The organism is Paraburkholderia sp. GAS33, assembly GCF_050436645.1.
GTDB classification, from domain to species: Bacteria; Pseudomonadota; Gammaproteobacteria; order Burkholderiales; family Burkholderiaceae; genus Paraburkholderia; species Paraburkholderia phenazinium_B.
Window position 1 is genome coordinate 105,262 of record NZ_JBNDMP010000009.1, and the last position, 14,363, is coordinate 119,624.

Genomic DNA, 14,363 nt, shown 5'->3' on the forward strand with positions numbered 1-14,363 from the left:
AGTCGACGTTGCCGCTCCGTGACATCGCATGGGCTGGGTGACGCAACTGACAGGATAGCTGTCGTAGGCGGATCGTGCAGCCAATCGCGCGACCGACAGTCACGCCGCTGCCCCGTCGGGAACCGCTTCTAGCCGCGCCGCTGGCGACCCCACGATGATCAGCGCCTGCGCCACAAACGCAACGGCTGCCATTACCAGACACGCCTCCATACCCCAATGCCCGCTGACCGCGGCACCCAGCAATGCGCCGAGCGGTCGTGCGCCATAGGTCGCCGTGCTGTTGATCGCCGAGACACGTCCCATCATTCCATCAGGCGTGATGGCCTGGCGCAAGGTCGTCGAGCCGACCACCCAGAGAATCGGCCCCACACCGAGCAGAAAGAAGCTTAGCATTGCCAACCAGAACGATGGTACGGCCAGCGTTGCCACCATCACCAGAGAAGCGAGCAGTCCGCAAAAAGGACCAATCGTCAACACGCGCCCGAATCTGAGCCGCTGCGCGATCGACGGCGCTGCCAGTGCCCCACACACCATGCCGACACCATACGCGCCGAGCGTTACGCCCACAGCCGACGCCGTCAGCCCAAGCCGGTGCACCGCGTACGGCACATACACCGCCTGCAGCATGAAGAAGCCGAGATTGAAAAACACGGCCGTGGCGATCATCGGACGCAGCAAGGCGTCACGCAGCACGAAGCGGGTACCGTCGCGCAGTTCACGCAGGAAGTGGCGCTGCCCAGTCAGTGTACGCGGCGGTTCACGCAACCCCGCTAGCAATGCGACCGCCAACGCCGAGAGGCCGGCCGCGCAGCCGTACGCCCAGCCCGCGCCGATCCAGCCCACCAGCATGCCGCCGAGCGCAGGTCCTGCGGAATACGCGACGCTGCGTGCCAGTTCGAGCCGCCCATTCGCGGCTGCGAACGACTCGCGCGACACCAGCGACGGCACTAACGATGGTGCCGCCACGTTGTACGCCACCGTGCCGGTCGCGCCGAGACACCCGAGCGCAGCTAGCCAAGGCAACGTCAATTGATGCGAGATCACCAGTAACAGCACGCTCAGCATGGCGATCACGCGCATGCCTTCAGCGAGCGCCATCAGGGTCCGGCGCGAGCGACGATCGGCCCACACGCCGAGCGGAATCGACAGCAACAGGAAAGGCAAGGTCTGGGCGGTCTGCAGCAAACCTGTTTCACGCGCGCTCGCGCCGAGCGCGAACACGGCAACGAGCGGCGCGGCAGCGAGGCTGATCTGCTCGGCTGACTGCGCAACGAGATTCGACCACGCAAGCCGCTGGAATGCGGCGGGTAGTCTGATGGCGGGTTGGGAGAACGGGACACGCATCGATAACCTCCAGTTTCAATGAGGTCATCGTCGCGGTTTGTGCCTGAAGGTACGCTCCGCTTCTTGCGCTGTTATTCATGTAACAGCGGGTGCAACCTACTTCGCTACCGCCAGGCCTTCATGGCGCGTACGAGGACGCCATCCCACTCTCGAGCCCGTGATCGAGCGTAGTGCGAATAATCGACAACCCACGGAACAGCGCGTCGCGCGAAGTAGCGCCTGTCATGCAAACCCGAATTGCATGCGGCGCCGCGTTACGACCAATCACAAAACTGTCGGCAGTCTTAACCAGCACCCCCTCATGCCGCAACGCCGCCGCAAACTCCGCGGCACGCCACGGCTCGGGCAGCGGCAGCCACAGATGCGAACTCGTCGCCGCGTGCCGGTAGGCGACGCCATCGAGCACTTCCTTCGCCACCTCGTGCTGCGTTTCGATATGCGCGCGCTGCAAGCCATTCAACCGCTCCATCTCGCCGTTTTCAATCCAGCGCGACACCACTTCGGCCATCAACGGCGCGGTCATCCAGCAGTCGCTGCGAATCACCGCCGCGATCTTCGAACACCACGCAGGCGGCGCTTGCAGATAGCCCACCCGCAACCCGGGCGCTACTGACTTCGACAGGCCCGCGATCAGAAACGATTGATCTGGCAGACGCGTCGAAAGTGGTTCAGGCGGCGCCTCGAGCAACATCGCCGGCACCAGGTCTTCGATCAGCAGCACGCCGTGCCGCTGCAAGATATCGGCGACGGCATCGCGCCGCTCGCTCGACATCGTCGCAGTGGTCGGATTGTGGATGGTGGGTACGCAAAAAATTGCGCGCGGGTGCAGCGACTTGCACGCCAGTTCGAGCGCGGCGGGCACAAGACCCTCGGCGTCGATTTCGACGCCGACGAGGTGCAGCCGCAGTTGCCGCGCCAACGCAATGATCCCAGGGTAGCTGACCACTTCGGCCAGCACGGTATCGCCCGGCCGGGCGACCGCGCGCAGCACCGACGCCAACGCATGCTGCGCGCCCTGCGTAACCAGTACGCGCGACGCACTCGCCGGACTGCCTGCGCGCCCCAGCCATGCCGCGCCTGCCAGCCGATGCCGCATCGAGCCTGCTTCCGGCGCGTATTGCAGCAGCTCGGCGGCAAGGCGTTCGTCGTTGGCGATTTCGCGCAGCGTGACGCATAACGCTGTTGCTTCGCCCGTCGATTGCGGCACGTTCTGCCCGAGATCAATCAAGACCGGCGCGGGTGGCATCCCAGGACGCAGCGCGCCGCGCGTCGTCGTGCCCGACGACATCTCACGAGCCCGCGCCTGCGCCACATATGTGCCGTCGCCGACGCGCGCATTCGCCAGCCCCTGCCGCTCCAGCTCGGCATAGGCGCGGCTGATCGTGCCGGTGGTGACGTGCAATTCGCTGGCGAGCGAGCGGTGCGGCGGCAGCTTTTCGCCCGCTGGTAGCTGGCCGTTGAGGATGGCCTGCGCGAAAGCTCGCGCAATGACCTGATATTTTGGATCGCTGCCCGCTTCGATCCTGGGCAGCCACGCGTTCATCGCCATAGCGACGGTCTCCTTCCTGTTCCCTTCCCGCTGGCATCGAGGCCATGGGTGTCATTCGCATCATACGCATTCAATCGCACGACATTGCATGCAGTCATTTACTTTAATTGAAGCGATTGAGTTGCTCGTGCCACCTCCATAGCATGACGTCATTCCTAATCCAATCGTGCCGCCTCATGCGGCATTGCGGCATTCGTCCCAGGAACGCCCATGAGTTTTGAGACACCTCGTATCAGCCGGATTGAGATCACGCACCACCAGCTGGAGCTCGATCCGCCGTTCCCCGCTTCCTGGGATAGCCAGCCGCGGCGCAAATTTCCCGCGACCATCGTGCGTGTCCATGACGACGCGGGCCACGTCGGCATCGGCTCCGGCGATGCGATGTACGGCTTCGCGGACTACCAGCACCTGTTCGTCGGTACCGATCCGCTCGCTCTCGGGCGTCATAGCGCCGTGCTGGACAACATCGGCTTTCATGCGGGACGCCCGTGGCCGCTCGATATCGCGCTATGGGATCTGGCCGGCAAGATTCGCGGCGAACCCTGCTGGAAGATGATGGGCGGCCGCAGCAACCGGATCCGAGCCTACGCTTCGGGCGGCGTGCACCGGCACCCGGACGACATGGCGAAGATGGCGCTGCAGGTCGCCGAACGCGGTTTCCCGGCGCTGAAAATCCGCTTCGGCCGTCCAAGCCTCGCCGACGATTTCGAAGCGCTCGCTGCAGTACGCGATGCGGTAGGCGACCGTCTTGAACTGATGGTGGACTGCAACCAGGGCTGGCGCATGCCGTGGGACACAGCGGCACCCTGGACGGTGAACGAAGCGCTCGAAGTCGCCCGCGAGCTCGAAAAACACGGCGTCTACTGGATGGAAGAGCCGCTGCATCGCGGCGACTACGACGGCCATGTCGAACTGCGCCGCAGCACCGGCATGCGCATCGCCGGTGGCGAAATGACCCGCGAGCGCTACGAGTTCGATCAACTGCTCGCACGCGATTGTCTCGACGTGTTTCAACCCGACGTCGCCTGTTCGCTCGGCATGGAAGGCCTGCGCAAGCTCGCGCAAGCCGTCGAAGCGCGCGGCAAGGTGTTCACGCCGCACACGTGGGGCAACGGTATCGGACTCGCGGCCAATCTTCATCTGACGGCGGGCGCCGCATCGGCGCCTTTCATCGAGTTTCCCTACGACCCGCCGGAATGGTCGATCGAGCGCCGCGATTTCATGCTGACGCAACCGATCGACGTCGACAGCGAAGGCTGGCTGACGCTCTCCGACGAACCGGGTCTCGGTCTCACGCTCGACGAGGCCGTGCTCGCCGCAACGCAAAGTTCTCGAAGTACCTACGCCTGACGCCTCTGCCGAGGCACACACTAAAAACCGACGCAACTACGTTGCATGGGACCGGAGTAAGCGCTGAAGCGTCAACTCCGGTCGACATTGGAGACAAAACAATGCAGATGAAAACCTGGATACGCACAGCCTGCGTGGCACTCGCCGCGGGCGCCCTCTTCCCGGCCGCCGCGCACGCGGGCACCTGGTGCTCGAGTGGCAAGACCGTCCGCTTTGCGGGCGTCACCTGGGAAAGCGGTTCGTTCACCTCGGAAGTGCTGCGCTATATCGCCGAGAAAGGCTACGGCTGCAAAACGGATACCGTGCCGGGCAGCACCGCCGCGACCGAAACGGCCCTCGCGCGTAATGATCTGCAGGTCTGGGGCGAACAGTGGACGGGCCGCTCGGAGATCATCGCCAAGGGCGTCGCGGACGGTCAGGTCAAGCTGATCGGCGATACGCTGCCGGGCGGCACCAACGAAGGCTGGTACGTGCCGGAATACGTCGTCAAGGGCGACCCGGCACGCGGCATCAAACCGGTCGCACCGAACCTGACCTCGGTCGCCGATCTGCCGAAATACAAGGATCTCTTCGAGGACGACGAAGAACCGGGCAAGGGCCGCTTCCTGAATTGTCCGGCCGGCTGGGACTGCGAACGCGTGAACACGCGTCTGCTGAAAGTGCTCAAGCTCGACGACAGCTACACGAACTTCCGCCCAGGCACCGGTGCGGCGCTCGACGCGGCCATCTCGTCCGCGTATCAGCGTGGCAAGCCGATCCTGTTCTACTACTGGGAACCGGCAGCGCTGATGGCCAAATATAAGTTCGTGCAACTGAAGATGCCGCCGTTCAACGCCGATTGCTGGAAGACGCTGCGTGCCGATACCAGCACCTCGCAGTGCGCGTCGTCGTATCTGGTGTCGCATCTGAAGGTCGGTGTGTCGACGCCGTTCTATCAAGCCGAGCCTGAAATGATGGCGGCCTTTGGCAAGGTCAGCTTCTCGATGGACTTCCTGAACCAGACCATCCTCGAGATGACCAGCAAGAAGATCGACGGTCCGACAATGGCCAGGCAGTTCCTCCACGACCATCCGGAGATGTGGAAACCGTGGGTCCCGAACGACGTGGCCCAGAAAGTCCAGGCCTCGCTCACAGGCGCCTGATTCTCCGACGAAGTCACGACGCTTTGCGCTGAACGGCTGACGCACTGCGCCACCCGTTCACGCGCATCGGAGGTTTGATCATGCATTCGTTTTTTCTGCATCTGTCGATTGCCGACTGGGTGAACGATGTCGTTCAGGCGTTCGTCACCGCGCACGGTGACAGCTTCCACAACTTCAGCATCGCACTGCTGCGCTATCTGCTGGTGCCGCTCGAAGGCGCGCTGCGGGCCACGCCCGCGTGGCTGATCCTGCTCGCGGTTGGCGCGATCACGTGGAATGCGACGCGGCGTCTGCCGATCGCGGCGTTCTTCGTACTACTGCTTTATGCAATCGGCTGCTTCGGGCTGTGGGACAAGCTGATGGAGACGCTCGCGCTGATGCTGGTCGCGACCGTGCTGTCGGTCGTGCTCGGTGTGCCGCTCGGCATCTTCACGTCGCGCAGTGCGCTGCTAAGGCGGGTTCTGCTGCCCGTGCTCGACATCATGCAGACGCTGCCGAGCTTCGTGTACCTGATCCCCGTACTGATGCTGTTCGGCCTCGGCAAGGTGCCGGCGATTCTCGCCACCATCATTTACGCGTTGCCGCCGCTGATCCGTCTGACCGATCTCGGCATCCGTCACGTGGATTCCGACGTGGTCGAAGCCGCCCGCGCCTTCGGCACCACGCGCTGGCAATTGCTAGTCAATGTGCAGTTGCCGCTCGCGCGGCCGAGCATCATGGCCGGCATCAACCAGACGACGATGATGGCGCTGTCGATGGTGGTGATCGCCTCGATGATCGGCGCACGCGGACTCGGCGAAGACGTGCTGGCGGGCATCCAGACGCTCGATGTCGGCAAGGGCACGCAGGCGGGTATTGCGATCGTGATTCTGGCGATCGTGATCGACCGTATCAGCCAGGGTTATGGACAGGACCGCCGCACGCGTCGACTGCTGGCGCTGCGCCGCAGGGCGAGGGCGGTGTCGCGGGTGCCGTACAAGGCCGCGGCAACCGAAGCCGGTACGACGGACAGCGCAGATAGCCACGGCGAAGCGGCTCAGAGCGGGCTCGAAACCCGTGCGGCGAAGTAGTCGTCAGGACAGCACGACGGTACGAAGGAGACAGACATGGCAGCGATAGAAGTAAAGCACGTGTACAAGCTGTTCGGCCCCGATACCAGCCACGCGCGCGTGCTCGACCTGCTCAGGAGCGGCAAGGGCAAGGCCGACGTGCTCGCGCAGACCGGCTGCAACGTCGGCCTGAACGATGTGAGCCTGAACATCGGCTCGGGCGAGATCTACGTAATCATGGGCCTCTCGGGCTCCGGCAAGTCGACGCTCGTGCGTCACTTCAACCGGCTGATCGAACCGACCGCGGGCGAGATCGTGATCGACGGTTCGGACGTCATCAAGCTCAACCCGCAGGGCTTGCGCGAGTTGCGCCGTTACAAGGTCAGCATGGTGTTCCAGAACTTCGGACTGCTGCCGCACCAGACCGTGCTCGACAACACCGCCTACGCGCTGCGCACACGTGGCGAGGGCAAAGCCCAGGCCAACGAGAAGGCGCGCACGTGGCTCGGCAAGGTGGGCCTCGACGGCTACGGCGAGCACTATCCCGACGAGTTATCGGGCGGCATGCGTCAGCGCGTGGGCCTCGCCCGGGCGCTTGCCGCCGACACCGACGTGCTGCTGATGGACGAAGCGTTCTCCGCGCTCGATCCGCTGATCCGCACCGAAATGCAGGACCAGTTGCTGCAGTTGCAGGCGACGCTGAACAAGACCATCGTGTTCATCACACACGATCTGGACGAGGCGCTGCGCATCGGCAATCGTATCGCGATCCTGCGTGACGGCACGCTGGTGCAGGAAGGCACGCCGGACGAGATCCTCACGCGCCCGGCCGACGACTACGTGCGGCGTTTCGTGGAGCGACGCGCGGGCGTGCAGTAAAGGTAACGCTGTCGCTCAGGGTAGCGACGGGCGCCGGGTAGAATGCACGCGAATATACGCGAGGCGGCGAACCACACGGTCTGCCGCCAGCATGTCGCCCTGCCGTTCTCTCGTCCTCATGAATCTCGAAAGCGTTCTCTTCACCCAGGGTTTCGGTTCACGACGTCAATGCCGCACGCTGATCGCCGACGGACGCGTGACGATCGACGGTGCTATACACGCCGATCCCGATGCCGATGTCTCAACCGCGGCGCTCACCTTCAGCGTCGACGGCGTCGCCTGGCCGTATCGCGAGCACGCTTACCTGCTGCTCAACAAACCCGCCGGCTACGAATGCTCGCGCGAGCCGCAGCATCATCTGAGCGTGTTCAACCTGCTGCCGCCGCAATTCGCCGAGCGCGGCGTGCAATGCGTCGGCCGGCTCGATCAGGACACGACCGGCCTGCTGCTCCTCTCCGACGACGGCAAGTTCGTGCATGCCTTCACCTCGCCCAAACGCAAGGTGCCCAAGGTCTACCTTGCGACCACGCGCCATCCGCTCGACGAGGCGCAACTCAGCGCGCTGCGCGAGGGTGTGCTGCTGCATGGAGAGCCTAAACCGATTGCCGCCGTCGCCGCGAACGCGCGCAGCGAGCACGCACTCGAACTGACCGTGCTCGAAGGCAAGTACCACCAGGTCAAGCGCATGGTCGCCGCGGCCGGCAATCGCGTCGAGGCGTTGCATCGCGAACGGATTGGCGGCCTCGGCTTGCCCGCGACGCTGGCAGCCGGCGCATGGCAATGGCTCGACGACGCCGACCTCGGATCTTTACGGAGCGGGTAAACAGGTAATCGCGAGCCAATCGCACGGTCCTGGGCCGCAAAGCCCCGTGGCATCGGGCACCCTGCGCGTGCTGGCGCACACACGGCCATCGATACCGCCCCTTTTGCGCTGCGTCGCAGCATGCCCTTCTGAAAAAGTCGCTCTATACTCGATTAAACAACGACTACAAAGGTTTCAGGGAGGTGTGCCATGGTCATCAACTCTTCATTCGAGATGCCGGCCGCGCTGTTTGGTTTGATTTGTATCGCGGCGGTCCTGGTCGCCGCTGTGCTGGTCGTGATACGCCTGCGGCACAAGTATCATCCAAGCCTGATCGGCGCTTTGATCGGCGCGGTATTGTGCTTCCTGCTGCTCGAAGCACTACCGGCTCTCACCTGAGCCGCAGAAAATCCGCGACCGTCGGATAGCGCAGTTGCACGCGCAACTCGCGCTTCATCCGCTCGTTCACAAGACGCCGCGATTCACGCATGAACGACAGCAGCATCGGCTCGATCTGGCTTTCGGCCTGCGCACGTGTGATGCGCGGTGCGCGCTCGAGTCCGTATGCGTCGGCCACCAGATCGAAGTACTCGCCCATTTTCAAGGTCGTATCGTCCGACGCGTGGATCACCCGTCCGCGCCGCCCGAGTCTCGTCATGCGCACCAGAATCGCGGCGAGATCGTCGGCGTGGATATGGTTGGTGTAGACGTCATCGGCATCCACCAGCGCGGGCGTGCGCTTTTCGAGCCGCACCAGCGGCAGTCGGTCGCCCGCATAGATCCCGGGAATGCGCGCGATGCTCGCGGCGAACGTGCCGCGGGCAGTGGCTCGCCGCAATTGCCACTCAGCGGAGACACGCCGTTTCGCACGCGCGTTGGCCGGTCGCACCGTGCGCGTTTCGTCGATCAGCGCGCCGCCACAATCGCCGTACACCCCGGTCGTGCTGGCGTAAACGATACGCACGGGTGGCCGCGCAGCGGCGGAGCGCCCTACCCCGTCGGGTACAATATCGGCTGCTTCCCGCTCCATCCATGCACCGCGAAGATGGCGCAGACGCGCTACCGGCGCCACAGCACTACGTGCGGGCCGGATGCGGCGCGCGCTTAGGGCGCCAAGCAATGCGCGCGTGCGGCGGTCGTCGTCGCCGGTTTTTTGCGGCGGGGCCAGATGCAGCACGGTCGGCGCGAGGCCCGCGAGCCGCTTCAGACTACGGCGGCTGTCGAGATCGCCAATGATTGGCGTCACGCCCGCCGCGCGCAATTCGGCGCCACGGGCCGGCTGGGTGGTCAGCGCAAACACATGCGCGCGTGGCTGCAAGAGCGCGACGCAACGCATGCCGACATCGCCGCAGCCCACAATGAGCACGCGCGGGCGGCGCAAGTTTCGTGTGGCTTTCATGGTGGACGCATTGTAGCCGTCAAGGGCGGCTCGCACCGATTACCGACTCTCAGAACTCGAACACGCTATGGCATTTAATGTAACGCTCCGGCAAAGCGGCCGGCAGTTTCAGGTAGAACCCGATGAACCCGTGCTGATCGCGGCTCTGCGCCAGGGCATCGGCCTGCCGTACGGCTGCAAGAACGGCGCCTGCGGCTCCTGCAAAGGCACCGTGGTCAGCGGCGAAGTCGAACAGCGCCAGCATTCTTCGTCGGCGCTCTCGAACGACGAAAAGACCCGCGGCATGGCGCTCTTCTGCTGCGCCACACCGTGCACCGATCTCGAGATCGACATCCGCGAAGTCGCCGGTGTCGGCGACGTGCAGGTCAAGAAGCTGCCGTGCCGCGTGAACGCCATCGAGCGCAAGGCCGACGACGTCGTCGTGCTGAAGCTGCAGCTGCCGGCCAACGAGCGTCTGCAATACCTCGCCGGCCAGTACCTCGAATTCATCCTGAAGGACGGCAAGCGCCGCAGCTACTCGATGGCGAATGCGCCGCACGTGGAAGGCCCGATCGAACTGCATATCCGCCATATGCCCGGCGGCGCGTTCACCGATCACGTCTTTACCGCCATGAAAGAGCGCGACATCCTGCGCTTCGAGGCGCCGCTCGGCACCTTCTTCCTGCGTGAAGATTCGGCCAAGCCGATCGTGCTGCTCGCCTCCGGCACCGGCTTTGCACCGCTGAAGGCGATCGTCGAACACGCGGTGTTCAAGAATCTCGACCGGCCCATGACGCTGTACTGGGGCGCGCGCCGCAAGAAAGACCTGTATCTACTGGAACTGGCCGAACAATGGGCGCGCGAGATCCCGAACTTCAAGTTCGTGCCCGTCCTCTCCGAGCCGGACGCGGGCGACGCGTGGACCGGCCGCACTGGCTTCGTTCATCGCAGCGTCATCGAAGACCTGCCAGACTTGTCGGGTTATCAGGTGTACGCCTGCGGCGCACCGGTGATGGTCGAGTCGGCGCAGCGCGATTTCACGCAGCACCACGGCCTGCCGGAAGACGAGTTTTATGCGGATTCCTTCACGAGCGCAGCCGACCTCGCGAACCCGGTTTAACCAGCGAACGTAGCTCGGCGAACCCTCGCCCGTAGTAACTCCGAGGCGGGTTTGCCGTCTGTGGCGGGACAAAAAAATCCGCCACAGACGAAATTCATGGTTTACACCGGCGCTCGCGTTGTCGTATTCTTTCGCGCATGAACCGCATCCAGTCCGAACTCCGACGTCGCCGCTCGCTGCTCCCTTAGGGACGCCGCCGGCTTTGTCACGGATTCGCGCCAGACAGGCGCATGTAGTTCGAATCATGAAAGCCACGGCATGCCGTGGCTTTTTGTTTTCTTCGTCCCCTTTTTACCGTTCCTTCACCCCTGCAACGCCCGGAGCCTGCCGCCATGAATTTCAATGAGTATCCCGTCGAGTCGCTGATGTACATCACCAACCGGCCCGAGATCGTTTTCACGCACGGCAAGGGCTCGTGGATCTACGACAACACCGGCAAGCGATACCTCGATTTCATCCAGGGCTGGGCCGTCAACAGCCTCGGGCACTGCAACGAAGGCATGATCGAAGCGCTGAACAAGCAGGCGCAATTGCTGATCAACCCGTCGCCGGCGTTCTATAACGGCCCGATGGCCCAGCTCGCGCAACTGCTCACCGAGCACAGTGTCTTCGACAAGGTTTTCTTTACGAACAGCGGTGCGGAAGCCAATGAAGGCGCAATCAAGCTCGCCCGCAAGTGGGGCAAGAAACACAAGGACGGCGCCTACGAGATCATCACGTTCGATCACAGCTTCCACGGCCGTACGCTCGCCACCATGTCGGCAAGCGGCAAGCCGGGCTGGGACACCATCTACGCGCCGCAGGTGCCGGGTTTCCCGAAGGCGGATCTGAACGATATCGCGTCGGTGGAGAAGCTCATAAACGGCAAGACCGTGGCGGTCATGCTCGAGCCGATCCAGGGCGAAGGCGGCGTGATTCCCGCGACGCGCGAATTCATGCAGCAACTGCGCGCGCTGACGCGGAAGCACAACCTCCTGCTGATCGTCGACGAAGTGCAAAGCGGCTGCGGCCGTGCCGGCACGCTGTTCGCGTATGAACTGTCGGGCATCGAGCCCGACATCATGACGCTCGGCAAGGGGATTGGCGGCGGCGTGCCGCTCGCGGCGCTGCTTTGTACGGCGGCGGTCGAAGTGTTCGAAGCGGGCGACCAGGGCGGTACCTACAACGGCAATCCGCTGATGACGGCGGTCGGCTACTCGGTGATCTCGCAACTGACCGCACCGGGTTTCCTCGAAGGCGTGCGGGCACGCGGCGAATATCTGCGCGCCAAGCTGCTTGAGCTATCGGAAGAGCGCGGCTTTGAAGGCGAACGCGGTGAAGGGCTACTTCGCGCGCTGCTGCTCGGCAAGGACATCGGCAATCAGATCGTCGAGAAGGCGCGCAACCTGCAGCCGGACGGCCTGCTGCTGAACGCAGCGCGGCCGAACCTGCTGCGCTTCATGCCGGCCCTGAACGTGACCAACGAAGAAATCGACCAGATGATGGCAATGCTGCGGTCGATTCTCGACACCCTGTAATTCGCCCGGAGTACATATGACGGTAACGACGACCACACCGCTCGCGATCCGCTGCTTCGAAGCCGGCGATACCGATGTCGTGGTCGCGTTGTGGCAAGAAGCGTTTCCCGAGTACCGGGACGTGACGAGGCCGCAGCGCAACCCGCATCTGTCGATCGCCAACAAGATGACGACGCAGCCGGAGCTGTTCTTTGTCGCCGAGATCGACGCACGTGTGGTCGGCACGGTGATGGCGGGCTATGACGGCCATCGCGGCTGGATGTATTCGCTCGCGGTGGATACGGCGTATCGGCGACATGGCATCGGCAAGCGGCTGGTCGCGCATGCGGAGGCCGCGCTGACCGCGCGTGGCTGTCCGAAGGTGAATCTGCAGGTGCTCTCGGCGAAGGAAGAGATCCGCGAGTTTTATGAGGCGCTGGGGTATCGGGCGGATGCTGTGATCAGTATGGGCAAGCGGCTGGGTGAATTCGCCGACGCCGCCACGCTTGTGTTGCCAGCGGAGACGACGTCACCATCCGCTGCTTAGTGCCGGCTGGATAACCGTCCGCGTCACACTCGTCACCCTCGTCACCTCGTGCACCCGCCCGGCGAGGCGCGTCGGAAATAACAAAGGCCGCATGCACCAAACGATGCATGCGGCCTTTTTCTTGCGCAGGTCAGAGTGGCTATTTCATCCACTCTTTCCGTTCAGCATTTATTCACCGAGGTAAGCAGCCCGCACCTTCGGATCGTCGAGCATCTGCTTTGCGTCACCGGACATCGTCACCAGCCCCGAGTCCATCACGTAGCCACGATTCGCCGCCTGCAGCGCGAGGCGAGCGTTCTGCTCGACCAGCAGCACGGTCATGCCTTCCGCAGAAATCGCCCGCACCACTTCGAAGATCTTCTCGACCATGATCGGCGAGAGACCCATCGACGGCTCGTCGAGCAACAACAGCTTAGGCTTGCTGATGATCGCGCGCGCCATGGCCAGCATCTGCTGCTCGCCGCCCGACAACGTGCCCGCGTACTGCGTGGCGCGTTCCTTCAGACGCGGGAAGAAGCCGAACATGCGGTCCACGTCTGCCTTGATGGCGTCCGTGTCGTTACGCAGATACGCACCCATCTGCATGTTTTCGATAATCGACATGCGCGCGAAGATGCCGCGGCCTTCCGGCACCATCGCCAGACCGCGCTTCAGCAGTTCATGCGCGGGCAGGCCCTTGATCGACTCGCCCATGTATTCGATATCGCCCGCACCGTACGCCTTCAGACCCGTGATCGCCTTCATCGTCGTGGTCTTGCCCGCGCCGTTCGCGCCGATCAGCGTGACGAGCTCGCCCTGGGCAACTTCGAGGTCGATACCCTTGACTGCCTGAATGCCGCCGTAATTGACCTGCAGGCCCTTGATTTTCAACATTGCCGTAGCCATCAGTGGACCCCCGCACCCAGATAAGCCTCAATCACCTTCGGGTCCTTCTGCACGTCTTGCGGCAGACCCTGGGCAATCACCTTGCCGTAATCGAGCACTGTCATGTTGTTGCACAGGCCCATCACGAGCTTCACGTCGTGCTCGATCAGCAGGATCGTCTTGCCGTCCCCGCGGATCTTGTCGAGCAGCTTGGTGAGTTCGACCTTCTCCGTCGCGTTCATACCGGCGGCCGGTTCGTCGAGCGCGAGCAGCTTCGGATCGGTTGCCAATGCACGTGCAATCTCGAGACGGCGCTGGTGCCCGTACGACAGGTTGCGCGACGTGTAGTCCGCGTATTGCAGCACGCCGACGTACTCCAGCAGTTCGAGCGCGCGTTCCTTGATCTCGCGCTCTTCCTTGCGTTCCGACGGCGTCTGGAACACTGCGCCAATCAGACCGTGCTTCGTGCGCACGTGACGGCCCACCATCACGTTTTCCAGAGCAGTCATACCACCAAACAGACGAATGTTCTGGAACGTGCGGGCGATGCCGGCCTTCGCGACCTGGTACACCGCGGTCGGCGTGTAGCTTTCACCGTCCAGGCGGAAGTCGCCGGAATCCGGCGTGTACAGCCCCGTGATCACGTTGAAGAACGTGGTCTTGCCAGCGCCGTTCGGACCGATCAGGCCGTAGATTTCGCCCGCCTTGATTTCAAGGCCAACGTCCGACAATGCCTGCAGGCCGCCGAAGCGCTTGTTCACGCCTTTGACGGACAGGCGGATGTTGTTGTCACTCATAGAATTCTCCGTTGTCGACCAGAGTTGGCGCTTTAGCGCTTACTCT

The 14,363-nt window shown here is 63.5% G+C and carries 14 protein-coding genes; 9 read left to right on the top strand and 5 right to left on the bottom strand.

What is annotated here, in order from left to right; all coding sequences use genetic code 11:
• Nucleotides 1-99: 99 nt before the first annotated feature.
• Together P3T24_RS25510 and P3T24_RS25515 are read right to left on the bottom strand one after the other, a co-directional pair.
• A complete protein-coding gene (locus tag P3T24_RS25510; protein WP_429439050.1) occupies nucleotides 100-1,344 on the bottom strand; it encodes an MFS transporter in 1,245 nt (414 codons plus the stop codon).
• A 118-nt stretch (nucleotides 1,345-1,462) separates the two neighbouring features.
• The gene (locus P3T24_RS25515) at nucleotides 1,463-2,893 is read right to left on the bottom strand and encodes a PLP-dependent aminotransferase family protein (protein WP_429439052.1); all 1,431 of its coding nucleotides are present in this window, start codon (nucleotides 2,891-2,893) and stop codon (nucleotides 1,463-1,465) included.
• Nucleotides 2,894-3,103: 210 nt separating this feature from the next.
• Between P3T24_RS25515 and P3T24_RS25520 the strand changes: the two genes are divergently transcribed.
• From P3T24_RS25520 to P3T24_RS25545, 6 genes are all read left to right on the top strand, one after another.
• Nucleotides 3,104-4,243, top strand: coding sequence for a mandelate racemase/muconate lactonizing enzyme family protein (locus tag P3T24_RS25520; RefSeq protein WP_429439055.1), 1,140 nt, complete (start codon nucleotides 3,104-3,106; stop codon nucleotides 4,241-4,243).
• Nucleotides 4,244-4,344: 101 nt separating this feature from the next.
• Nucleotides 4,345-5,385 carry an ABC transporter substrate-binding protein gene (locus P3T24_RS25525; protein WP_429439058.1) on the top strand — a complete coding sequence of 347 codons (1,041 nt, stop codon included), beginning with the start codon at nucleotides 4,345-4,347 and terminating at the stop codon, nucleotides 5,383-5,385.
• 80 nt (nucleotides 5,386-5,465) lie between these two features.
• Nucleotides 5,466-6,455: an ABC transporter permease gene (locus P3T24_RS25530; RefSeq protein WP_429439060.1), complete on the top strand. Its 990-nt coding sequence runs from the start codon at nucleotides 5,466-5,468 to the stop codon at nucleotides 6,453-6,455.
• Between the two features lie 36 nt (nucleotides 6,456-6,491).
• Nucleotides 6,492-7,313 carry a quaternary amine ABC transporter ATP-binding protein gene (locus P3T24_RS25535; protein ID WP_429439064.1) on the top strand — a complete coding sequence of 274 codons (822 nt, stop codon included), beginning with the start codon at nucleotides 6,492-6,494 and terminating at the stop codon, nucleotides 7,311-7,313.
• A gap of 118 nt (nucleotides 7,314-7,431) precedes the next feature.
• Entirely contained in the window at nucleotides 7,432-8,136 is a 705-nt protein-coding gene (locus P3T24_RS25540; protein WP_429439067.1) for a pseudouridine synthase, read from the top strand.
• Nucleotides 8,137-8,325: 189 nt separating this feature from the next.
• The gene (locus P3T24_RS25545) at nucleotides 8,326-8,514 is read left to right on the top strand and encodes a hypothetical protein (protein ID WP_074263569.1); all 189 of its coding nucleotides are present in this window, start codon (nucleotides 8,326-8,328) and stop codon (nucleotides 8,512-8,514) included.
• Here the strand turns inward: P3T24_RS25545 and P3T24_RS25550 are convergent.
• Nucleotides 8,507-9,514 (bottom strand): NAD-binding protein, encoded by a 1,008-nt coding sequence (locus P3T24_RS25550; RefSeq protein WP_429439069.1) that lies wholly within the window; start codon nucleotides 9,512-9,514, stop codon nucleotides 8,507-8,509. The two genes, P3T24_RS25545 and P3T24_RS25550, sit on opposite strands and share 8 nt — an antisense overlap.
• Before the next feature lie 67 nt (nucleotides 9,515-9,581).
• On the opposite strand from P3T24_RS25550, the gene P3T24_RS25555 reads away from it, so the two are divergent.
• The 3 genes from P3T24_RS25555 to P3T24_RS25565 all read left to right on the top strand — a co-directional run bounded on the left by P3T24_RS25555 (nucleotide 9,582) and on the right by P3T24_RS25565 (nucleotide 12,656).
• Complete coding sequence (locus tag P3T24_RS25555; protein WP_429439071.1) at nucleotides 9,582-10,613, top strand: CDP-6-deoxy-delta-3,4-glucoseen reductase; 1,032 nt, start codon at nucleotides 9,582-9,584, stop codon at nucleotides 10,611-10,613.
• Nucleotides 10,614-10,945: 332 nt separating this feature from the next.
• On the top strand, nucleotides 10,946-12,130 hold the full coding sequence (locus P3T24_RS25560; protein ID WP_429439073.1) for an acetylornithine transaminase: 1,185 nt from the start codon (nucleotides 10,946-10,948) through the stop codon (nucleotides 12,128-12,130).
• A gap of 16 nt (nucleotides 12,131-12,146) precedes the next feature.
• The gene (locus P3T24_RS25565; protein WP_429439076.1) at nucleotides 12,147-12,656 is read left to right on the top strand and encodes a GNAT family acetyltransferase; all 510 of its coding nucleotides are present in this window, start codon (nucleotides 12,147-12,149) and stop codon (nucleotides 12,654-12,656) included.
• A gap of 168 nt (nucleotides 12,657-12,824) precedes the next feature.
• Here P3T24_RS25565 and P3T24_RS25570 read toward each other — a convergent pair whose 3' ends face one another.
• Both P3T24_RS25570 and P3T24_RS25575 read right to left on the bottom strand, forming a co-directional pair.
• Entirely contained in the window at nucleotides 12,825-13,541 is a 717-nt protein-coding gene (locus P3T24_RS25570; protein WP_074263564.1) for an ABC transporter ATP-binding protein, read from the bottom strand.
• Entirely contained in the window at nucleotides 13,541-14,317 is a 777-nt protein-coding gene (locus P3T24_RS25575; RefSeq protein WP_074263563.1) for an ABC transporter ATP-binding protein, read from the bottom strand. Before P3T24_RS25575 ends, P3T24_RS25570 begins: the two co-directional genes overlap by 1 nt.
• Nucleotides 14,318-14,363 lie beyond the last annotated feature (46 nt).

What these genes read in the sequence shown, in the direction of transcription:
- P3T24_RS25510 (WP_429439050.1), bottom strand. Translation starts at nt 1,344, where the DNA reads ATGCGTGTCCCGTTCTCCCAACCCGCCATCAGACTACCCGCCGCATTC.
- P3T24_RS25515 (WP_429439052.1), bottom strand. Translation starts at nt 2,893, where the DNA reads ATGGCGATGAACGCGTGGCTGCCCAGGATCGAAGCGGGCAGCGATCCA.
- P3T24_RS25520 (WP_429439055.1), top strand. Translation starts at nt 3,104, where the DNA reads ATGAGTTTTGAGACACCTCGTATCAGCCGGATTGAGATCACGCACCAC.
- P3T24_RS25525 (WP_429439058.1), top strand. Translation starts at nt 4,345, where the DNA reads ATGCAGATGAAAACCTGGATACGCACAGCCTGCGTGGCACTCGCCGCG.
- P3T24_RS25530 (WP_429439060.1), top strand. Translation starts at nt 5,466, where the DNA reads ATGCATTCGTTTTTTCTGCATCTGTCGATTGCCGACTGGGTGAACGAT.
- P3T24_RS25535 (WP_429439064.1), top strand. Translation starts at nt 6,492, where the DNA reads ATGGCAGCGATAGAAGTAAAGCACGTGTACAAGCTGTTCGGCCCCGAT.
- P3T24_RS25540 (WP_429439067.1), top strand. Translation starts at nt 7,432, where the DNA reads ATGAATCTCGAAAGCGTTCTCTTCACCCAGGGTTTCGGTTCACGACGT.
- P3T24_RS25545 (WP_074263569.1), top strand. Translation starts at nt 8,326, where the DNA reads ATGGTCATCAACTCTTCATTCGAGATGCCGGCCGCGCTGTTTGGTTTG.
- P3T24_RS25550 (WP_429439069.1), bottom strand. Translation starts at nt 9,514, where the DNA reads ATGAAAGCCACACGAAACTTGCGCCGCCCGCGCGTGCTCATTGTGGGC.
- P3T24_RS25555 (WP_429439071.1), top strand. Translation starts at nt 9,582, where the DNA reads ATGGCATTTAATGTAACGCTCCGGCAAAGCGGCCGGCAGTTTCAGGTA.
- P3T24_RS25560 (WP_429439073.1), top strand. Translation starts at nt 10,946, where the DNA reads ATGAATTTCAATGAGTATCCCGTCGAGTCGCTGATGTACATCACCAAC.
- P3T24_RS25565 (WP_429439076.1), top strand. Translation starts at nt 12,147, where the DNA reads ATGACGGTAACGACGACCACACCGCTCGCGATCCGCTGCTTCGAAGCC.
- P3T24_RS25570 (WP_074263564.1), bottom strand. Translation starts at nt 13,541, where the DNA reads ATGGCTACGGCAATGTTGAAAATCAAGGGCCTGCAGGTCAATTACGGC.
- P3T24_RS25575 (WP_074263563.1), bottom strand. Translation starts at nt 14,317, where the DNA reads ATGAGTGACAACAACATCCGCCTGTCCGTCAAAGGCGTGAACAAGCGC.